Source organism: Rhizobium ruizarguesonis, assembly GCF_017357285.1.
Taxonomy (GTDB): domain Bacteria; phylum Pseudomonadota; class Alphaproteobacteria; order Rhizobiales; family Rhizobiaceae; genus Rhizobium; species Rhizobium ruizarguesonis.
Genome location: NZ_CP071678.1, coordinates 2,645,293 through 2,664,727 on the forward strand (window position 1 = coordinate 2,645,293; position 19,435 = coordinate 2,664,727).

A 19,435-nucleotide genomic window follows, 5' to 3' on the forward strand; every position below is an offset into this window, starting at 1 on the left:
GGACATCATGCCCGTGCCAGCACACCGCCGCTGACTGGAGCCCCGACCCCCGTCGTGCCGGGAAATGTCAACGGCAGCCCTTCAAGCGACCGGACGGCGAGATAGGCCCAGGCCTCGGCTTCCATCGCGTCACCATCGAAGCCTGCCTCCTCGGCGGTCAACACCTTTGATCCCAGCCGTTCGGCCATGACCGAAAACTCCGCCATCAGGGTGGCGTTCAGGCGCCCTCCGCCGCAGACGATATAGATCGACGGTGTCTCGGGCAGGAAGTTGGCAGATTTGATGATCGACGCGGCGGCGACATGGGCCAGCGTCCGCGCGCCGTCTTCAAGGCTCGCCTCTTCGGGTCGAAGCGGCGCGAAATCACCGCGGTCGAGGGAACGGCGAACATTGCCGCGGAAGAACGGGCTTTGCAGATAACGCTCCGCCAGGCTGGCCACGACCTTGCCGCGGCCGCCGATCTCGCCGCCGGGATCATAGGTTCTGCCGGTCTGCATCTCCACCCACTGGTCGATCAGCGTATTGCCCGGACCGCTATCGAAGGCGGATATCCGGCCGTCCGTGCCGATAAAGGTCAGATTGGAGATGCCGCCGATATTGACGAAGCACACCGCCTGTCCCTGCTGTTGGAATTTTCCCGCAAGTGCGGCGTGATAGGCCGGCACCAGCGGTGCACCCTGCCCGCCATGGACCATGTCGTTGGCGCGCATGTCGTAGACCACCGATATGCCGGTTCGGCGCGCAAGTTCCGGGCCGTCGCCGATCTGGATCGTCAATCCCTCATCAGGGCGATGGAGCACCGTCTGGCCATGGAAGCCGAGAACATCGACGCCAGCGGCAGAAAGCCCGAAACGCTCCAGGAATGCCGTTACGGCAGTTGCATGCCGCAAGGTAAGTTCAAGCTCGATGTCGTGAAGCTCAGCGGGCCGTTCGCTCCTGTCGCTCAGTGGACGTGCGATTTCCAGCGCCCGTTTGAGCCGCCCGCGAAAATCTGCGTCATAGGGCACGCCCATGAACGGTCCGCGCTCGATGAAGCCGCGGCCGTCGGTCATGATCAGCGCGACGTCGATTCCGTCCATCGACGTGCCGCTCATCAGACCGATCGCGGTCCTGATGACATCCATGAGGTTTCCTTCCCGCGATTCCCGGATGCACTTTTATAAAAACAGTGCTAAACGCGCCGCGACAGATCAACAACAACGAACTTGCGCGAGGCCCAGATGGGCGAGCGCAGATATCAAGAGACGAAGGCCATGTCCGAGTTCAAGTCCGATTTCCTCCGCACGCTGAAAGAGCGCGGCTTCATTCATCAGGTCTCCGATGAAAGCGGCCTCGACGACCTGTTCGCCAAGGAAACCGTGACGGCCTATATCGGCTTCGATCCGACGGCGCCCAGCCTGCACGCCGGCTCGCTGATCCAGATCATGATGCTGCACTGGATGCAGAAGACCGGTCATCGTGCCATCTCGCTGATGGGCGGCGGCACCGGCATGGTCGGCGATCCCTCCTTCAAGGAAGAAGCGCGCCAGTTGATGACCGTCGATACGATCGAAGGCAACATCGCCTCGATCAAGCGCGTCTTCTCCAATTACCTGAACTACAGCGACGGTCCGAAGGACGCGCTGATGATCAACAATGCCGAATGGCTGCGCTCGCTGAACTATCTCGAATTCCTGCGCGACGTCGGCAAGCATTTCTCGGTCAACCGCATGCTGTCCTTCGATAGCGTCAAGACGCGTCTCGACCGCGAACAGTCCCTGTCCTTCCTGGAATTCAACTACATGATCCTCCAGGCCTACGACTTCGTCGAGCTGGCCAAGCGCTACGACTGCCGCCTGCAGATGGGTGGTTCGGACCAGTGGGGCAATATCGTCAACGGGATCGATCTCGGTCACCGCATGGGGACCCTGCAGCTCTACGCGCTGACGTCGCCGCTGCTGACGACGTCGTCGGGCGCCAAGATGGGCAAGTCGGCGACCGGCGCTGTCTGGCTGAACGCCGACATGCTCTCGGCCTATGACTTCTGGCAGTACTGGCGCAACACCGAGGATGCCGACGTCTCGCGCTTCCTGAAGCTCTACACGACGCTGCCGATGGATGAAATTGCCCGGCTCTCGGCACTCGGCGGTTCGGAGATCAACGCGGTCAAGAAGATCCTTGCGACCGAGGTTACGGCGATCCTGCACGGCCGCGAGGCCGCTGAACAGGCTGCCGAAACGGCGCGCAAGACCTTCGAGGAAGGTGGCCTCTCGGAAAATCTGCCGTCGGTCGACGTGCCCGCCTCCGAGCTCGACGCCGGCATCGGCCTTCTGTCGCTGATCGTTCGCGCCGGCCTTGCCTCATCGAACGGCGAAGCCCGCCGTCACGTCCAGGGCGGCGCCGTCCGCATCAACGACGAGGCGATCAGCGACGAACGCAAGATGATCGGCAGCGGCGAAATCACCACCGACGGAGTCATCAAGCTTTCGCTCGGCAAGAAGAAGCACATCCTGATCCGCCGCGCGGCGTAAGCGGCTTCAATTCCGAACCGATATCAAAGCCGGCGCCCGCGCCGGCTTTTTCTTTGCCTCACTATTCGGGTCGGCGAGCAAGATCACTCAGCTCACCGCCGGTATTTCGGGTCATCTCGTCTGGTTTCTTAAGAAGATAGCCCGGCGGATCGACGCTTGAAGCGGGCTTCACCCGCGACCACCAGCTGATCGAGAAGATCGGCGGCGTCATTTCCGCGTCCAGAGGAACCATCAGGACGTGGTCGGAACGGATGACCGCCTCTTGCGATTTCAGCCGCACGCCCTTTTCCGCGGAAAGCGACACGTCGGGAATCGTGACGGCCATCATGGCGGCCGATGCGAAAGAAACTGTCCGGGCGCACTGCATGGCATCCTCCGACATTGCACCGGCCGTTGCTTCCTGGCCGGGACAGTATAGTACATCAGATTTTCCTAAAATAGGCAAAGTATCAATGCCGGATTTGTCAGCCTGGCTTGGAATTGGCTTTGTCTTGGAGGAGCCCACGCACTTCTCTACTGCGAAGCGCCACGACCCGCATAACGAATGCTTTGTCGGAACCTTTTCCGCCCGCCGGGATTTGCGACCAGATTGGATTGGAGCGCCGGCATGATCAACGACCTCTGGTATAAGAACGCTGTCATCTACTGCCTGTCGGTCGAGACATTCATGGACGCGAACGGTGACGGCGTGGGTGATTTTCAGGGCCTGATGCGGCGCCTCGACTATCTCTCCGGCCTCGGCGTGACGGCGATCTGGCTCATGCCGTTCCAGGCGTCGCCCGGTCGCGACGACGGTTACGACGTCTCCGATTATTACAATGTCGACCCGCGTTACGGCTCGCTCGGCGATTTCGTCGAATTCACCCACGGCGCCAAGCAACGCGGTATCCGCGTGCTGATCGATCTGGTGATCAATCATACATCCAGGGACCATCCCTGGTTCCAGGACGCCAGGAGCGATCCGCGCTCGCACTATCGCGACTGGTACGTCTGGTCGGAGAAAAAGCCCGCGAATGCCGATCAGGGCATGGTCTTTCCCGGCGTCCAGAAGACAACCTGGACCTATGACGACAAGGCGAAAGCCTACTATTTTCATCGTTTCTACGATCACCAGCCCGATCTCAATACCTCCCATCCCGAGGTGCAGGCGGAAATCCTCAAGATCATGGGCTTCTGGATCCAGCTCGGCGTCTCCGGTTTCCGGATGGATGCCGCCCCCTTCATCATCGCGACCAAAGGTGCCGACGTCGTCAAGCCTGTCGAGCAGTTCGATATGCTGAGGAAGTTTCGCGAATTCCTGCAGTGGCGTCTGGGAGATTCCATCGTGCTGGCGGAGGCCAATATTCTGCCGAAGGACAATTTCGAATATTTTGGCGATGACGGTGACCGCATGCAGATGATGTTCAACTTCCAGGTCAACCAGGCGCTGTTTTATGCTTTCGCCAGCGCCGATACTCAGCCGCTCAAGAAGGCCATGGAGGCCACGAAACCGCGCCCCGCGACCGCGCAATGGGGCCTCTTTCTTCGCAACCACGACGAACTGGATCTCGGCAGGCTGACGGACAAGCAGCGCGGCGCGGTATTCGCCGCTCTCGGACCCGAAAAGGACATGCAACTCTATGACAGGGGCATTCGCCGTCGCCTGGCGCCCATGCTCGGCGGCGATCGCCGCCGGATCGAAATGGCCTACAGCCTGCTGTTCTCGCTGCCTGGAACGCCTGTTATCCGCTACGGCGACGAGATCGGTATGGGCGATGATCTAAACCTGCCGGAGCGTGACTGCGCACGCACGCCGATGCAATGGTCGACGGAAGCGGAAGGCGGCTTCACCAAAAGTAAAAAGCTTGTCTCGCCCGTCATCAAGGACGGTCCCTATGGCTTCCAGCATGTCAATGTTGCCGAACAACGGCGCGATCCCAATTCCTTGCTGAACTGGACCGAGCGGATGATCCGGATGCGCAAGGAAGCTCCTGAAATCGGCTGGGGCGACTTTTCTGTAATCGACACCGGTGACGACGGCGTGCTGGCTCTTCGTTATGACTGGCGCGGCAATTCCGTGTTGATCCTGCACAATCTGCATGCGCAGCCGGCGGAAGTGACCTTCGATCCCGACATCGGTGAAGACGGACGACAATTGATCGATATTGCCGATGGCGCGAGCAGCAAGGCAGACGAGAAAGGATTTCATACCGTCATGCTCGATGCATACGGCTATCGCTGGTATCGCGTCGGCGGTCTCGACTATCTCCTCAGGCGCAAGGAGATCTAGGGACTTCTCGCCACGACTTCTGCCGTGACGGCTTCCCCCGCCTCACTGGAATTCGAAGATCTGCCGGAAAACACCAGGCGCGATGATCGACAGCGGATTGATCTGCAGGTTTGGCTGGTCGAACTTGCCTGTCAGCTTGAAGGTGATGCCTATCAGGCCGCGGTCGCTGCCATTGCCGAGGATGACGCCGATCAGCGGCAGTTCGGCGAACAGGCGATTGAGGCCGTAGGCCGGCATGAAGGTGCCGGTCATGTCCATGTTGCCCTTGCGATCGCGCACAGTGCCCTGGAAAGTCGCGCCGATCTGGTCGCCGCGCAGCACGCCGTTTTCGATGCCGACCATGCCATTGCGCGAAACGACGCGGGCAAAGCCACGCTGGAAGCGCTGCGACGAGGTATCGATATCGCGCTTGACGGCCTCGTTGAGGCTGCGCTGCTCACTTCCAACGGGCGTCGAGACGATCGACCGCAGGCGTTGTTCGTTGACAATCGCGAAGCGGCGCACGTCGAGCGAACCGTCCCAGCCGCCCTCGGCCCCCAGCCGGATCGCCAGATTAAGCAGCCCGCCCTGCATGTGCTGGTAGAGATCGGCGAAACGCGATACCGCCCCGGCATCGCCGCTAGTGATGTTGATGACGCCGCCGTCCTTCATCTGGCTGACCACCGCCTCGCCGCTGTCGGTAACGGCGGAAAAGTTGAGCGCCTGCAGCTTGTCGCCGCGCAGTGATATTTGCGCCTGGAAATTGCCGACCTTCTCGTCGTTGAAGCCGATGACGTTTTTCAGCTTGGCGCGCACCGATACTGCGGTATCGCCGGCATCTCCGTTACCCTCGCTGTCCGAGCCCGATTTCAACCGCGCGATGACGGGCCGCGCATCGGCGCTGTCGCCGGAAACCGAGACGTCGAAATTGCCCTTGTTGCGCTTCACCGATAGGGCGAAATCGTCGAGCGAGGAGAGCTTGACGCTATCGAAATCGGCCGAGATCAGCCCGCCCTTGCCGATATCAAGCGACCCGTTGGCGCCGAAACCGTCGCCCTTCAGTCGGAAGTTCCTGATCTGTGTACTGTCGGGCGGGCCGGATGTTTCGAATTCGGCCGTAGCGGCGATGCCGCTGCCTTTCGCCCAGCCAATCCAAGGCAGTTCGAGCAGCGACTTGGTGAGGTCGAGCTGGACGTCCTGCCTGTCGTCATCAATCCGCGTCAGCACCATCTTCACGCTGCCGCCGACGATGCCGGAAAGCCCGGGTATCAGCTTGTTGCGCTGGTCCTCGGAGAGCGTCGCGGTGATGACGCGCTGCCGCTCCACGCCTGAGGATGCCTCGACGGGCTCGGTAAGATCGATATCGGCCGGGACGCCGTCGATCTGGGCCTTGGCGTCAAGCGTGATCCGTTTCGGATTGCCGTTCAGCGTGCCGTCGACATTGCTGATGATCCGGCCGGAATACGGCTTGGCAAGATCGACGTCGGTGAGCTTCATCGCCGCCGTCCATTCAGCCGGCGGCGGGTTCTGCGAGGAGAGCAGGCCGAAATGCGCCTTCACATTCGCTTCGACCCGCCCCTTGAGATCGTCGGGCGTAAAGCCGGCGCGCTGCAGCACCCGGATCGGCCTGTAGGTCAGAAGCTCGCCGACGGCATCCGCCGCACCCGAGACCGTAAGGTCGATATCGGCCATCAGCGGCTTGTCGTAGGTGGAGGGCAGGACGAACGTCCCCTGCCCGAGACTGACGGATCGGCCGGAAGGGAAATAGGAGGTGCCGCTCTTGAACGCGATCGTCGCAACAGGCCCCATCAAGTCGAAATGCGCCGCCGTGTCGCGGATCGGCGGAATGTCGCCGGCGACGTTCATCCGCGCGCCCGCGACGTCGAAGGCGATGCGGATCTGGTTGGCGTCGAGCTTCAACCCCTTGCCGCCGGCCGCCTCGTCCAGCCTGCCAGAGGGAATGAAAACGGAAATGGCGGCGTCGGTGACGGTGCCGCCGAAGAGATTGCCGTGCACCCAAGTGCGCACCTTGGGCGCCATCCAGAACGGCCAGAGCTGCTTGATCGCCGTCGTCTCTAGCTTCGCCGACTGGCCGGCGAAGCTGAACTCCGGCGATTTGTTGCCGAGCTTGACATCAAGCGATCCGTAAAGCGCGCCGAGCGGGCTGGAGACGGTCATGTTGGGAAACCGGAATTCCCGCTCAGTGACCATATAACGCCCGGTCGCCTGGATATCGAAGGAAAGCGGCTGCTCGCCGGAGCCGCGGGGTGCTGCCGTGCCGCCGCTGACGAGCAGGTCGATGCCGAAGCCTTTGCCTGCCTGCGGGTCGAGCTTGTCGAGATCGATCAGCGCGCCGTTGAAGGGAATCGTGGTGGCGCCGAACCGGGCGTTCGACCGGGCGATCTCCAGCGTCTGCTTGTCGAAATCATAGACGAGATTGATTTGCCCGCCCGACAGCTCCTGCGGATCGCCATCCGCATAAATCAGGCCGGGATCGATGTCGATCGTCGCCGCAAGCGTCGGCGCGACAACATCAGCGGTCCGGGTGGCCGATACCGTCAGGTCGGCGAAGGTACTAAGCCCCTGGCGGATGACGCCCTGATCGTTGCGCTTCAGCGCAAAGGGCGTGAGGTCGGCATGCTTGAGCGTCGCCACGACCTTGGAGACATGCCCGCCTTCCTTCTCGGCCAGCACGTCGAGTTCCGCCACCTCGCCGTTGAGCGCGATCTCGCCGGTCAATTGCAGCGAGGTCGGGCCGGCACGGGCAAAGGCGATATTGTCGATGACGAGCGACAGCGGGCCGTTGGCGGTATCGGCAAGCTTGACGTCGATGCCCGAGATGCGCACCGAATCCGTGGAACCGCGCGTCAGGAACTTGTCGAACAGGTCGAGATGCGAAAAGATCGTCTCGATCGCCGCCGGCATCGCGTCGATGCGCAGGTCGCCGAGCGTGACGGGTGCGCCCGAGGGCAGAAGCGCCGTATCGAGCGCGATATCATCCGCCTCGATCGAGGTGACCGCGATGCGGCCGCGGAAAAGCTGGAGCGGATCGAGCGCCATGCTGATCGAGCGCGTCGTCGACATATGCTCGCCGCTCTCCTGGTCGATCATGTTGACGTCGCGCGCTTCAAGCGCCAGCCGGAAGCCCGAGGTGAAGCGGATGACGGTGGAGCCGACCTCGGCGCGGTAACGCGGTCCGGCCACGCTGTTCAGCGCCGCCTGCGCCTGCTGCGACAGCGGCTTGTCGAACATGCCGCCCTCGACGGTGAAGACGATGGCGGCGAGAAGGAGGAGAATCAGCCCGAGGAATCCACAAGTCAGCTTCGCCGTACCGCGCATCGGCGAGCGCGGCGGCGGGCAATGAACGATGATCGGATCCTCTGTCTGAGCCGACGGCAAGCGGTCCAGCGCAACGATATCCTTCTTGCGAAACGTGACCTTTTCGCCGCGGATGGCTGACATGCGCCCTCGGGCTCTCCCTTAAGTGAAGAATTGAACCCGGCCATGCTGGACGGGTTTCCGTCCACTATATAATTCGGGGAGAGAAAGTGTCATCCACAAACCCGGCAAAAGAAAGGTTTTCCTAATGGCGGTTCCTGGCATCGGCGTCTCGGCCCCTGATTTCAACCTTCCCCGCGACGGCGGCGGCCGCGTCTCGCTGGCCGAATTCCACGGCAGACCGCTTGTTCTGTTCTTCTATCCCAAGGACGATACGACGGGCTGCACCGCCGAATCATTGGCTTTCACCGCGTTGGCAAGCGAGTTCGAGGCGGCTGGTGCTGCCGTCATCGGCATGTCGCCCGATTCGGCCACCTGCCATGACAAGTTCATCAAGAAGCACCGTCTTTCGGTAGCGCTCGCCTCGGACGAGGAAAAGACGACGCTGCAGGCCTATGGCGTCTGGAAGGAAAAGAGCATGTACGGCCGCAACTTCATGGGCGTCGAGCGCACCACCTTCCTCATCCGCCAGGACGGCACGATCGCCACCATCTGGCAAAAGGTGAAGGTGCAGGGCCATGCCGAGACCGTGCTCGAGGCCGTGAGGAACCTGGCCGCGTGACCGGGGATCTCACGATAACCTCGCTGCGCGGCGGCGCCATCGATGCGATCTCTTCCGCCGATCTCGACCGCAAGACGGCACTTGCGCAGGAAAGCGCCACCCGCTGGTTCGCCCGTCGGGTGTCGCTGCGCTCGCCGCTCGATGCGGCGCTGCCCGACAGGCCCGGCCGTCCTGACAAACCGGTGCTGACGCCGCCGACCCAGGTGGAGAAGCGCTCGCTGCACACGCTCAAAGGGCGGATCGCGCTGCTGCACGCCATCGCCCATATCGAACTCAACGCCGTCGATCTGGCGCTCGATATCGTCGCGCGATTCGCGACCGAACAGGTGCCGAATTCCTTTTTCGACGGCTGGATGCAGGTCGCCTTCGAGGAGGCGAAGCATTTCCGCATGGTGCGCGCCAGGCTCAACGATCTCGGCGCCGATTACGGCGATCTGCCCGCCCATGACGGGCTCTGGCAGGCCGCCCATTCGACCCGCAACGACCTGACGGCAAGGATCGCCGTCGTGCCGCTGATTCTCGAAGCCCGCGGCCTCGACGTCACGCCGTCGTTGCAGGCGAAGATGCGTCAGACCGGCGACCTCGAAAGTGCCGATGTCCTCGACGTCATCTACAACGACGAGAAAGGCCATGTCGCCGTCGGCGCCAAATGGTTCCGCTTTCTCTGCGCCCGCGAGAAGCGTGACCCGGCAAAAGCCTTCCAGGAGCTGGTGCGGGCCAATTTCCGCGGACCGCTGAAGCCGCCCTTCAACGACCTTGCCCGCGCCGAGGCTGGGCTGACGCCGTCCTTCTACCGCTCGCTCGCATCGATCAGCCACGCTTGAAGTCACTGAAATTTATGATGCGACTGCGGCAATGAAAGCATTCATTAACCATAACGGTGTCTAATTTCCGAAAGAGGCGTAGAGCATCAATCGGGAGAGCCTGCGTGAACAGCGGACATCAGCACCGGGTATTCGGCAGGCGGGCACAGGAACATATCCTCATCCTGGCAAGCGGCGACAAGGTCCGCCATATGACGGTCCGGCCCTGGATGGCTGCGCTGGCCTTCTGCTTCGTCGGTGTCTTCTCGATCGGCTACCTCCTGGCGACGTCCTATCTCGTGCTGCGCGACGATCTGATCGGCGCCACCATGGCCCGCCAGGCGCGCATGCAGCACGACTATGAAGACCGCATCGCCGCCCTCCGCGCGCAGGTCGACCGCATCACCTCCCGCCAGCTTCTCGACCAGCAGGTGGTCGAAGACAAGGTCGACAAGCTGATGGAGCAGCAGATGGCGCTCACCTCGCGCCATGGCAAACTCGACAATCTGCTCGACCGGGCCGAAAGCTCCGGCTTGACGGAAAAGGACGGCGCCCTGCCCCCGCCGACTTCCCCCGTTCAGTCTTATGCGCCCGATATCAAGGACAAGCGTGCATCGCTAGCCGATAGCGGCATCGAGGCGATCGAGAAACAGCTGGCGAGCGGCGCGCCCGCCGATGCGACGCCCGACAATTCGACGCTCGCCTATGTGCCGGCTGCCGAAACGGTCGGCGACCGTGCCGACCGCATCTTCTCCAAGGTGACGCTGTCGCTGAAAGATGTCGAACAGGATCAGCGCAGTCGTGTCGAACAGCTGACGAGCGATGCCGGCAATGCCGCCAACGCCATCGAGACCGTGCTGACCCGCTTCAAGATTCCGATGCCCGAGAGCGCTGCCGAGAAAGACGATGACGATGCGGTCGGCGGCCCCTATGTCGAGCCGGAAAGCAATGACGGCTTCAACAATTCGCTGGTCGCGCTCGACGGCGCGCTGACCCGGCTCGAAGCAGTGCGCAGCACTGCCGAATCCCTGCCCTTCCGCAATCCCGCTGTCGGCAAGGACGTGACCAGCCCCTTCGGCAACCGCCGTGATCCATTCCTCGGCCGCCTCGCGCTCCATTCCGGCATCGACTTCCGCTTTTCGCCGGGCGAAAGGATCCGCCCGACGGCACCAGGCAAGGTGATTTCGGCCGGCTGGACCGGCGGCTACGGCAACATGGTCGAGGTCGATCACGGCAACGGCATCTCGACCCGCTACGGGCATATGTCGGAGGTTCTGGTCAAGGTCGGCGACACGGTCGATCGCAACGACGTCATCGGCCTTGCCGGCAGCACCGGCCGCTCGACGGGCACGCACCTGCACTATGAAGTGCGACAGGACGGCCATGCCGTCGATCCAGTATATTTCATGAATGCCGGCCTTAAACTCGCCACCTATATCAAGTAACTCCTGCCCGGTAACCAACGCTTCACTCTGCAATGGGTGCGGCGTCTCTATTTCTTGACTTGCCGGCCATTCGGGGCTATGTCGCGCTGCATTGCGGCATGCAATCCCGCCGACTCGTTCAGAGTTCGGCCGAACCTGAATGGAAACAGTTTTCCCTTTGACGACATTTGCTGACCTTGGCTTGAGCCAAAAAGTGCTATCCGCTGTTACGGATGCGGGCTACACGATCCCCACGCCCATTCAGGCGGGAGCCATCCCGTTTGCGCTCGAGCGCCGCGATATTTGCGGCATCGCGCAGACCGGCACTGGCAAGACGGCATCCTTCGTGCTGCCGATGCTGTCGCTTCTCGAAAAGGGCCGTGCGCGTGCGCGCATGCCCCGCACGCTGATTCTCGAACCGACGCGCGAACTCGCCGCTCAGGTCGCCGAGAATTTCGAGAAATACGGCAAGAACCACCGCCTCAACGTCGCCCTCCTGATCGGCGGCGTTTCCTTCGAAGACCAGGACCGCAAGCTCGAGCGCGGCGCCGATGTGCTGATCTGCACGCCCGGCCGCCTGCTCGACCATTTCGAGCGCGGCAAGCTCTTGATGAGCGGCGTCGAGATCCTCGTCATCGACGAGGCCGACCGCATGCTCGACATGGGTTTCATCCCCGATATCGAACGCATCGCCAAGATGATCCCGTTCACTCGCCAGACGCTGTTCTTCTCGGCAACCATGCCGTCGGAGATCCAGAAGCTCGCCGATCGATTCCTGCAGAATCCAGAGCGTATCGAAGTCGCAAAGCCGGCTTCGGCCGCCGCGACCGTGACGCAGCGTTTCGTCGCCTCGCACGGCAAGGATTACGAAAAGCGCGCCGTCCTGCGCGAACTCGTCCGCGCCCAGACCGAACTCAAGAATGCCATCATCTTCTGCAACCGCAAGAAGGATGTCGCCGATCTCTTCCGTTCGCTCGAACGCCACGGCTTCTCGGTCGGCGCCCTGCATGGCGACATGGACCAACGTTCCCGCACGATGACGCTGCAGAGCTTCCGCGACGGCAACCTCCAGCTTCTGGTCGCTTCCGACGTCGCCGCCCGCGGCCTCGATATCCCCGATGTCAGCCACGTCTTCAATTTCGACGTGCCGATCCATTCCGAGGATTACGTCCACCGCATCGGCCGCACCGGTCGTGCCGGCCGCTCGGGTGCCGCCTTCACTCTCGTTACCAAGCGCGACACCAAATTCGTCGATGCGATCGAGAAGCTGATCGGCCAAAAGGTCGAATGGCTGAGCGGCGACCTGACGTCGCTGCCGCCGCCGGCAGAAGACAGCCGGGACAGCGAACGCCCGCGCCGCAACAGCCGCGAACGTGGCGCCAGAGACGGTGCAGCCCGGGATCACGCGCCGAGAGAGCATGGCGACAGGGATCGTGGGCGCGGACGCGGCAATCGCGCCGCCGCGAGTCATAAATCTGATAACGACATACAGGATAATGGCGTCGACGTGATCGAAGCAGCACCAGTAAAGGCCGACATCGTGAAGAACGAGCGCAAAGCAGAGCAGAAGCCGCAGAACAATGCGCGTAACAGTCGGCCTTACCCGGCAAATGATGACAGCCGCGACCGCCGCCGTCATCGCGACCATGACGACGGCCCGACCCCGGTCGGCTTCGGCGACGATATCCCCGCCTTCATGCTGATCGCCGGCAGCGCCAAGGTCTGAACTTCCAATGGGCAGGCCCGGTCTTGATTTTCCGGGTCTCGGCGTCGGCCTGGTGATTCTGCGCGACGCCAGGATCCTTCTTTACAAACGCATGCATCCACCTGAAGCCGGCTATTGGAATATCGTCGGCGGCAAGGTCGATCATATGGAGCCGGCTGAAGAAGCTGCGCGCCGCGAGGCCGAAGAGGAAACCGGCCTGACGATCGGTCGCATCGAACGCCTCTGCATGAGCGAGCAGATTATCGAGGCCGATCGCCAACACTGGATTTCGATCCTCTATCTCGCCCGAGACGTCGAGGGCGAGCCTCAATTGACCGAACCGGACAAGCTTTCGGATTTCGGCTGGTTTCCCCTGACAAATCTGCCCGAGCCGCTGTCGGCCTTCACCAAAGCCGCGATAGCAGCTTTGCCTGCTGCCGAGCGCGGCGAATAGCTATTCGGCGCGAAGCGACGCCTCATAGGCAAGCCGCACCCATTTCGCCATCAGATCGGGATCGTCGTAGGCCTCATCGGGTATCGACCAGTAGGGCATCTTCACCGGCTTGCCGTTCTTTCCCTCATAAGTCCATTGCGTGGCGCCGGCAGCGGCAAATTCCGGGGCGCTCGTCTCGTCGGCCTTCAGCAACATCTCGTCGCGCACTTCGAGCGCGATGATGCGCCCGAGATGATAGATGCCTTTGCCGCCGAACATGCGCTTGACCGTGACGGGGCCGAGCCCCTGAAACATTTCCTCGATCCCGGCATTGTCCATTCTCTATTCCCTCGAAATCTCGGCCACCCTAGCGCGATGCGTCGATTCAAAGTGTTAGAGCGCTGTGCATCCGAAGGACGCAATGCGCTCTAATCACAGCGCGTGATAATCCCGGTTCATATAGATGAGCGCCGGATGTTTTTCGCTGAAGCGGACAGCCGCGACCTCGCCGAAGATGACATTGTGCGTCGGCATTTCCTTGATGTCGATCACCCGGCAATCGAAGGCGGCAAGCGCGTCGGCCAGCACGGGCGCACCGGTGGCAAGCATCTCGAAACGGGCGCTGGCGAAACGGTCGTCATTGGCAAGCGACGTGCGCCCGGAAAAGGCATCGGCAACGCCCTGATGATGGGCGCCGAGCGTGTTCAGCGCGAAGATACCGCTGCGGAAGAAGATTTCGTTCTTCGGATTGGTGTTGTTGAGGCAGATCAGCACCGAGGCCGGATTGTCCGAGACCGAGCAGGCGGCGGTGATGGTAACACCGCGGCGCAGCTCGCCCATTGCCGTCGTCACGAGCTGCACATGGCCGGCATAACGGCTCATGGCATCGCGATAAAGGCCGGGGTCGATATGCTGCCTGTTCAACACCTGCTTCTCCGTGCGCGCGCTATTCTGCCTGGATCGACTTGCTATCGCGCCAATATGGCGAGCATCGGTTACCTTTTCTACAATAGGACCGGTGAAAAGCGCCGTGTTGCGCTTGTTTTTCTTTGACGATCGCGGCCTTGCGGATAAAAGGGCATGGACGATGGCTAGGGATCTCCGCCTTTCATGATCAACCTGCGTGGCATAGCAGCTTTTCTGGCGCTGCTGGGAGCGGCGGCTGAAAGCCATGCGGCCGGCGTGACGATCGGCGTCGTCGCCCCTCAGAACGGCCCACTCGCCCTGCTCGGCGCCCAGATTTCCGCCGGCGCCGGCTTCGAGATCCAGCAGTCGGGAAATACCCTCGTCGCCATCAACGAGACTTGCGAGGACAATAGTGGTGCTGCGGTCGCCGATGCGCTTGTCAATGCCAAGGTACAGGTTGCAATCGGCTTTCTCTGCAGCGAAACGCTGGAAGGCGCGCTGCCGAAGCTGAAGGACGCCAACATTCCCGCGATCACCGTCTCCGTGCGCTCCCGCATCCTGATGGAGGATGCATTGAAGAACGGCTGGCCGCTCTTCCGGGCGGCGCCCGCCGACGGCGCCGAGGCGGCAAAGATCATCGAGATGATCCTGAAGGACTGGGCCGCCGATCCGATCGCCCTGATCGAGGACGGCACCATTCATGGCCGCGAACTGACGGAAGCGGTGCGCAATGCGCTGGAGCAGAACGGTCTGAAGCCGGTCTTTACCGATACCTACCGTCCGGGACAGGAGCAGCAGATCTCCCTTGTCCGCCGCCTGAAACGGGCCGGCGCCACCAGGGTCTTCATCGGCGGCGACCGCAACGACGTAGCCGTCATCGCCCGCGACGCCAAGGCCGAGAACATCCAGCTGTCCATCCTCGGCGGCGATGCCATGCGCGCTGCCGACCAGCCACTGCCGCTTGATTCAGGCGTGCGCGCCGTCGCCCTGCCCGAATACGCCCTCCTGCCGGAAGGCACGGCTGCTGCCGACGCGCTGCACGCCAAGGGCATCGAGCCGGAAGGCTATGTCCTGCCGTCGCTGGCCGCGGCCCTCATTGCCGGACAGGCCGGGCAAGCCGCCGCTGCGGCGGTCAAGCCCCTCCAGGAGACGCTTCTCGGCACGACATTCCAGACACCGGTCGGCACGATTGCCTTCACCGGTGCGCATGAACTTTCGCAAAATCCCTACCGCCTGCTCGAATGGCGGGGCAACGGCTTTTTTCCACCTGCCGCGCCGACGCAATGAGCGGTGCGCCAGCCTTGAATTCAGGCCCCGCGCTCAAATGGCGGCCCATACGGAGTAAGATTTGATGACGCTGCCCATTCGCATTGCCCCCTCGATCCTCGCAGCGGATTTCGCCAGGCTCGGCGAGGAGGTGCGCGACGTGACGGCCGCCGGCGCCGACTGGATTCATCTCGACGTGATGGACGGGCATTTCGTGCCGAACATCTCCTTCGGCCCCGATGTCATCAAGTCGCTACGCTCCTATACATCAGCCACCTTCGACTGCCACCTGATGATCTCCCCGGTCGACGACTATCTCGAAGCCTTCGCCAAGGCCGGCTGCGACCGCATTACCGTCCATGCCGAAGCCGGACCGCATCTGCACCGCTCGCTGCAGACCATCCGAAATCTCGGCAAGAAGGTCGGCGTGACGATCAATCCGGCAACACCGCTCAGCGCCATCGAGAACGTGCTCGACGATGTCGACCTCATCCTGATCATGTCGGTCAATCCCGGTTTCGGTGGGCAGAAGTTCATTCCGGCGATGGCAAAGAAGATCGCGGCGGCGAAGTCACTGATCGGCGACCGGCCGATCGAACTTCAGGTTGACGGCGGCGTCACGGTGGAAACGGCGCCTGATATCGCGCGGGCGGGCGGCAACGTCCTCGTCGCCGGCTCGGCAATTTTCAAGGGCGATACGGTCGAGGATTATCGCCGGACCGTCGCCGATTTGCGTCAGGCAGCTGAAGGGGCACGAGCATGAACAAGCGTCTGATCATTGGTGGCATGCTTGCTGCCGCATTTGCCGGCCTGCCCGGCCTGTCACTTGCCGGAGACATCGCCAATATCCAGCCGATCGGCTTTTCCGCCGACGGCAAGGTCTTCGGATTCCAGGAATTCGGCATCGAGGAGAGCGGCAACCTTCCCTACTCCAACACCTATTTCATCGATACCGAAGACGGTCACTATCTCGAGGGCACGCCCTTCCACACGGAGCTGACCGATAAGGAAGCCAATCTTTCCAAGGCGCGGCGGCAGAACCTGACGGCGGCGCGCAGCCAGATGGACAAATACGATCTCCTGACCAATCCCGGCCTGATCGCCGCCTTCAATCCACCGACCGAACTCGGCTCGCCTTCGAAGACGATCCGCTACACGACGCTTGCGACCGACGGTCCACCGAAATCGCCCTATACGCTGTCACTCGGCGAGATGCCGGTGCCGACGCCGAAGGATTGCGCTGCGGTCGATAAACGCGTCATCGGCTTCAGCCTGCAGATGATCGAAAAGGAAGGCGCTCCGAACCGACAGGCGGCGCGCCAGGCCACCGCCGTTCCGGCCGAGCGCGCATGTTCGGTCGAATACCGGATCGGCGGCGCGATGGTCTATCAGCCGGAAGGCGGAAACCAGGTTCACATCGCCCTCGTCCTGGCCTTCGATGCGACAAGGAACGGACGCTGGATCGCCGTTCCGGTTCATCCCTGAGCATGGATCGCCTTAGGGCTGCATGGCCGCCCTACCCCGATCTAATCGCCGGCGCGTTGCTTTGGGGCATGCAGATGCTTGCCGCCGCCATGCTCGGCCTTTACCTGCGCAACGGCCTGCAGACGAGCCGCCTTGCCGAGGTTGCCGCGCTCTATTTCGCCGGCGGCCTGTTTGCCTGGCCGTTAGCCCTGCCGGTTGCCCGCTTCTTTGCTTATGGCAGGCAGCCGGAAGCGCGTTTTGCCGCTTTTTTCGTAACGCTGACCGCAGCTACGATCCTGATGACTGCCTTCCTCTTCGCCATGGAATACCGGATCTTCTATTCGCGCTGGCACGCGCCCTTCGGCAGTATCGTCTGGGCCTTCCAGTTCGTCTTCACCAGTATCAGCGCCGTCTATCAGTTCCTGGTGATCGGCCTGCGCCTCTTCCTGCCACTCGGCCTCGTCTGTCTTGTCGCCAGCAGCTATCATCTTGCCAAACGCATGCGTTGAGATTGCCGCCCGTCTTTGCTACAGGGGCGCTAAAGCAATTCCAGCAAAAGTGTGCAGCGGTTTTGCGTCCGGAATTGCGTCTTAAACGCTCAACCTCTTGAAGTGAAGGCAGCCGCCCATGATCCCGCGTTATTCCCGGCCCGAAATGGTCGCCATCTGGTCTCCCGAAACCAAGTTCCGTATCTGGTTCGAGATCGAGGCGCATGCTTGCGACGCGCTGGCCGAACTCGGCGTCATCCCGAAATCGGCGGCAAAGACGATCTGGGAAAAAGGCGGCGCCGCCACCTTCGACGTCGACCGCATCGATGAGATCGAGGCCGTCACCAAGCATGACGTCATCGCCTTCCTCACCCATCTCGCCGAGATCGTCGGCCCGGATGCGCGCTTCGTCCACCAGGGCATGACCTCATCCGACGTGCTCGACACCTGCTTCAACGTGCAATTGGTACGCGCCACCGACATCCTCATCGCCGATCTCGATCGCCTGCTCGAGGCGCTGAAGCGCCGCGCCTTCGAACACAAGGACACTGTCACCATCGGCCGTTCGCACGGCATCCATGCCGAGCCCACCACCTTCGGCGTCAAGCTGGCGCTCGCCTATGCCGAATTCGAGCGCTGCCGCCAGCGCCTCATCGCCGCCCGCGAGGAAGTTGCGACCTGCGCCATATCGGGCGCCGTCGGCACCTTCGCCAATATCGATCCGCGCGTTGAGGAACATGTCGCCGAAGCGCTTGGCCTGAAGGCCGAGCCGGTGTCGACGCAGGTCATCCCCCGCGACCGCCACGCCATGTATTTCGCCACCCTCGGCGTTGTTGCCTCGTCGATCGAGCGGCTGGCGACCGAGATCCGCCACCTGCAACGCACCGAGGTGCTGGAAGCCGAGGAATATTTCTCGCCCGGCCAGAAGGGCTCTTCGGCCATGCCGCACAAGCGCAACCCGGTTCTGACCGAAAACCTGACCGGCCTTGCTCGCATGGTCCGCTCCTATGCCATGCCGGCAATGGAAAACGTTGCCCTCTGGCACGAGCGCGATATTTCGCATTCCTCGGTCGAGCGCATGATCGGCCCCGACGCCACCGTGACGCTGGATTTCGCCCTGTCGCGGCTTGCCGGCGTCATCGAGAAGCTGCTGGTCTATCCCGAGAATATGGAGAAGAACCTCAACAAATTCCGCGGCCTCGTCCATTCCCAGCGCGTCCTGCTGGCCCTGACACAGGCCGGCACCTCCCGCGAGGATGCCTACCGCCTCGTCCAGCGCAACGCCATGAAGGTCTGGGAACAAGGCAAGGACTTCCTGGAAGAGCTGCTTGCCGACGCCGAAGTCCGCGCTGCACTGTCGGAAGAGGACATCCGCGAGAAGTTCGACCTCGGCTACCATACGAAGCACGTGGACACGATTTTCCGCCGCGTCTTCGGCAACGCCTGAGCGATCTGCCATCAACGATATACCGGCGCCCTTGCAGGCGCCGTTTTCATATCTAGCTTTTCTCAAGCGGCCGTTGTTTTTGCTTCGGCCCTTTGGCGGCCACAGGACGTTTGCGTGCTTCCGCCTTTTTCGACGGCGTCGCTTTTGCCGCCTCCGAGGTCTTGCAAGCCTCGCTCTCGCCCCTGCCCTTTGCGGCCTTGGCGACCAGCTCGTCGAGACGTTTCAGCTCTTCCTCGTCGAGATTCTCGATGCCGATGAAACGGTTTTCGGCATGGCTTGTCAGGATGATTTCGTTGAGCTTGGCCTGGATTGCCCTGGTGTCGCGTGTCTGGGCGTTCTGCAGCACGAAAACCATCAGGAAGGTGATGATCGTCGTGCCGGTATTGATCACCAGCTGCCAGGTTTCGGAATAATCGAAGAAGGGGCCGAGTGCCGCCCAGATGGCGACGGCGATCAGCGCCAGGATGAAGATGACGGGTTTGCCCGCCCATTCCGATACCTTTGTTGCGAAGTGGGCAAACAGATGCTTCATCGTCACCTCAAAGATCCTCCCTCGACGTCTCCAGAGCATGATGTCGACGACATCATGCTCTCGGCTAAACAAACTCCGAGGCAGGATCGAGGTTCCCCCAGGGATCCGAGATTCCCCCTGGGGGGCCGGAATTCCCCGCAGGCAAGGCC

The 19,435-nt window shown here is 62.0% G+C and carries 18 protein-coding genes; 12 read left to right on the forward strand and 6 right to left on the reverse strand.

Annotated elements, in window-relative coordinates:
• Nucleotides 1-5 precede the first annotated feature (5 nt).
• On the reverse strand, nt 6-1,124 hold the full coding sequence (locus J3P73_RS13165) for an anhydro-N-acetylmuramic acid kinase (RefSeq protein ID WP_130691848.1): 1,119 nt from the start codon (nt 1,122-1,124) through the stop codon (nt 6-8).
• Nucleotides 1,125-1,253: 129 nt separating this feature from the next.
• Between J3P73_RS13165 and tyrS the strand changes: the two genes are divergently transcribed.
• The gene (gene tyrS, locus J3P73_RS13170; protein WP_130691850.1) at nt 1,254-2,510 is read left to right on the forward strand and encodes a tyrosine--tRNA ligase; all 1,257 of its coding nucleotides are present in this window, start codon (nt 1,254-1,256) and stop codon (nt 2,508-2,510) included.
• A 61-nt stretch (nt 2,511-2,571) separates the two neighbouring features.
• Here tyrS and J3P73_RS13175 read toward each other — a convergent pair whose 3' ends face one another.
• Nucleotides 2,572-2,892, reverse strand: coding sequence for a hypothetical protein (locus J3P73_RS13175; protein WP_080654769.1), 321 nt, complete (start codon nt 2,890-2,892; stop codon nt 2,572-2,574).
• A 225-nt stretch (nt 2,893-3,117) separates the two neighbouring features.
• On the opposite strand from J3P73_RS13175, the gene J3P73_RS13180 reads away from it, so the two are divergent.
• Nucleotides 3,118-4,779 (forward strand): alpha-amylase family protein, encoded by a 1,662-nt coding sequence (locus J3P73_RS13180; RefSeq protein WP_130691852.1) that lies wholly within the window; start codon nt 3,118-3,120, stop codon nt 4,777-4,779.
• Nucleotides 4,780-4,821: 42 nt separating this feature from the next.
• On the opposite strand, the gene J3P73_RS13185 is transcribed toward J3P73_RS13180, so the two are convergent.
• Complete coding sequence (locus tag J3P73_RS13185) at nt 4,822-8,220, reverse strand: YhdP family protein (protein WP_024321803.1); 3,399 nt, start codon at nt 8,218-8,220, stop codon at nt 4,822-4,824.
• A 124-nt stretch (nt 8,221-8,344) separates the two neighbouring features.
• On the opposite strand from J3P73_RS13185, the gene J3P73_RS13190 reads away from it, so the two are divergent.
• From J3P73_RS13190 to J3P73_RS13210, 5 genes are all read left to right on the forward strand, one after another.
• The gene (locus J3P73_RS13190; protein WP_024321804.1) at nt 8,345-8,818 is read left to right on the forward strand and encodes a peroxiredoxin; all 474 of its coding nucleotides are present in this window, start codon (nt 8,345-8,347) and stop codon (nt 8,816-8,818) included.
• On the forward strand, nt 8,815-9,642 hold the full coding sequence (locus J3P73_RS13195; RefSeq protein WP_024321805.1) for a ferritin-like domain-containing protein: 828 nt from the start codon (nt 8,815-8,817) through the stop codon (nt 9,640-9,642). The genes J3P73_RS13190 and J3P73_RS13195 overlap by 4 nt, the downstream gene beginning before the upstream one ends.
• Before the next feature lie 104 nt (nt 9,643-9,746).
• The gene (locus J3P73_RS13200) at nt 9,747-11,066 is read left to right on the forward strand and encodes a peptidoglycan DD-metalloendopeptidase family protein (protein ID WP_024321806.1); all 1,320 of its coding nucleotides are present in this window, start codon (nt 9,747-9,749) and stop codon (nt 11,064-11,066) included.
• Between the two features lie 139 nt (nt 11,067-11,205).
• Nucleotides 11,206-12,771, forward strand: a complete 1,566-nt coding sequence (locus J3P73_RS13205) for a DEAD/DEAH box helicase (RefSeq protein ID WP_018483730.1) — start codon at nt 11,206-11,208, stop codon at nt 12,769-12,771.
• A 7-nt stretch (nt 12,772-12,778) separates the two neighbouring features.
• Nucleotides 12,779-13,204: an NUDIX domain-containing protein gene (locus tag J3P73_RS13210; protein ID WP_130655635.1), complete on the forward strand. Its 426-nt coding sequence runs from the start codon at nt 12,779-12,781 to the stop codon at nt 13,202-13,204.
• On the opposite strand, the gene J3P73_RS13215 is transcribed toward J3P73_RS13210, so the two are convergent.
• Both J3P73_RS13215 and J3P73_RS13220 read right to left on the reverse strand, forming a co-directional pair.
• Complete coding sequence (locus J3P73_RS13215) at nt 13,205-13,522, reverse strand: TfoX/Sxy family protein (RefSeq protein ID WP_018072246.1); 318 nt, start codon at nt 13,520-13,522, stop codon at nt 13,205-13,207.
• A 93-nt stretch (nt 13,523-13,615) separates the two neighbouring features.
• Complete coding sequence (locus J3P73_RS13220; protein WP_003559728.1) at nt 13,616-14,110, reverse strand: flavin reductase; 495 nt, start codon at nt 14,108-14,110, stop codon at nt 13,616-13,618.
• Between the two features lie 183 nt (nt 14,111-14,293).
• On the opposite strand from J3P73_RS13220, the gene J3P73_RS13225 reads away from it, so the two are divergent.
• The 5 genes from J3P73_RS13225 (at nt 14,294) to purB (ending at nt 18,754) form a co-directional block, all read left to right on the forward strand.
• On the forward strand, nt 14,294-15,376 hold the full coding sequence (locus J3P73_RS13225; RefSeq protein WP_130691854.1) for an ABC transporter substrate-binding protein: 1,083 nt from the start codon (nt 14,294-14,296) through the stop codon (nt 15,374-15,376).
• A gap of 64 nt (nt 15,377-15,440) precedes the next feature.
• A complete protein-coding gene (rpe, locus tag J3P73_RS13230) occupies nt 15,441-16,118 on the forward strand; it encodes a ribulose-phosphate 3-epimerase (protein WP_130675165.1) in 678 nt (225 codons plus the stop codon).
• Nucleotides 16,115-16,840, forward strand: a complete 726-nt coding sequence (locus J3P73_RS13235) for a DUF2259 domain-containing protein (RefSeq protein ID WP_130675166.1) — start codon at nt 16,115-16,117, stop codon at nt 16,838-16,840. The genes rpe and J3P73_RS13235 overlap by 4 nt, the downstream gene beginning before the upstream one ends.
• A 2-nt stretch (nt 16,841-16,842) precedes the next feature.
• Complete coding sequence (locus J3P73_RS13240) at nt 16,843-17,328, forward strand: hypothetical protein (RefSeq protein ID WP_024321812.1); 486 nt, start codon at nt 16,843-16,845, stop codon at nt 17,326-17,328.
• Nucleotides 17,329-17,446: 118 nt separating this feature from the next.
• The gene (purB, locus tag J3P73_RS13245; protein ID WP_130691856.1) at nt 17,447-18,754 is read left to right on the forward strand and encodes an adenylosuccinate lyase; all 1,308 of its coding nucleotides are present in this window, start codon (nt 17,447-17,449) and stop codon (nt 18,752-18,754) included.
• 52 nt (nt 18,755-18,806) lie between these two features.
• On the opposite strand, the gene J3P73_RS13250 is transcribed toward purB, so the two are convergent.
• Nucleotides 18,807-19,286 (reverse strand): low affinity iron permease family protein, encoded by a 480-nt coding sequence (locus tag J3P73_RS13250; RefSeq protein ID WP_130693086.1) that lies wholly within the window; start codon nt 19,284-19,286, stop codon nt 18,807-18,809.
• Nucleotides 19,287-19,435 lie beyond the last annotated feature (149 nt).

What these genes read in the sequence shown, in the direction of transcription:
- J3P73_RS13190 (WP_024321804.1), top strand. Translation starts at nt 8,345, where the DNA reads ATGGCGGTTCCTGGCATCGGCGTCTCGGCCCCTGATTTCAACCTTCCC.
- J3P73_RS13165 (WP_130691848.1), bottom strand. Translation starts at nt 1,124, where the DNA reads ATGGATGTCATCAGGACCGCGATCGGTCTGATGAGCGGCACGTCGATG.
- J3P73_RS13240 (WP_024321812.1), top strand. Translation starts at nt 16,843, where the DNA reads ATGGATCGCCTTAGGGCTGCATGGCCGCCCTACCCCGATCTAATCGCC.
- purB (WP_130691856.1), top strand. Translation starts at nt 17,447, where the DNA reads ATGATCCCGCGTTATTCCCGGCCCGAAATGGTCGCCATCTGGTCTCCC.
- J3P73_RS13205 (WP_018483730.1), top strand. Translation starts at nt 11,206, where the DNA reads ATGGAAACAGTTTTCCCTTTGACGACATTTGCTGACCTTGGCTTGAGC.
- tyrS (WP_130691850.1), top strand. Translation starts at nt 1,254, where the DNA reads ATGTCCGAGTTCAAGTCCGATTTCCTCCGCACGCTGAAAGAGCGCGGC.
- J3P73_RS13210 (WP_130655635.1), top strand. Translation starts at nt 12,779, where the DNA reads ATGGGCAGGCCCGGTCTTGATTTTCCGGGTCTCGGCGTCGGCCTGGTG.
- J3P73_RS13180 (WP_130691852.1), top strand. Translation starts at nt 3,118, where the DNA reads ATGATCAACGACCTCTGGTATAAGAACGCTGTCATCTACTGCCTGTCG.
- J3P73_RS13175 (WP_080654769.1), bottom strand. Translation starts at nt 2,892, where the DNA reads ATGTCGGAGGATGCCATGCAGTGCGCCCGGACAGTTTCTTTCGCATCG.
- J3P73_RS13215 (WP_018072246.1), bottom strand. Translation starts at nt 13,522, where the DNA reads ATGGACAATGCCGGGATCGAGGAAATGTTTCAGGGGCTCGGCCCCGTC.
- J3P73_RS13225 (WP_130691854.1), top strand. Translation starts at nt 14,294, where the DNA reads ATGATCAACCTGCGTGGCATAGCAGCTTTTCTGGCGCTGCTGGGAGCG.
- J3P73_RS13185 (WP_024321803.1), bottom strand. Translation starts at nt 8,220, where the DNA reads ATGTCAGCCATCCGCGGCGAAAAGGTCACGTTTCGCAAGAAGGATATC.
- rpe (WP_130675165.1), top strand. Translation starts at nt 15,441, where the DNA reads ATGACGCTGCCCATTCGCATTGCCCCCTCGATCCTCGCAGCGGATTTC.
- J3P73_RS13235 (WP_130675166.1), top strand. Translation starts at nt 16,115, where the DNA reads ATGAACAAGCGTCTGATCATTGGTGGCATGCTTGCTGCCGCATTTGCC.
- J3P73_RS13250 (WP_130693086.1), bottom strand. Translation starts at nt 19,286, where the DNA reads ATGAAGCATCTGTTTGCCCACTTCGCAACAAAGGTATCGGAATGGGCG.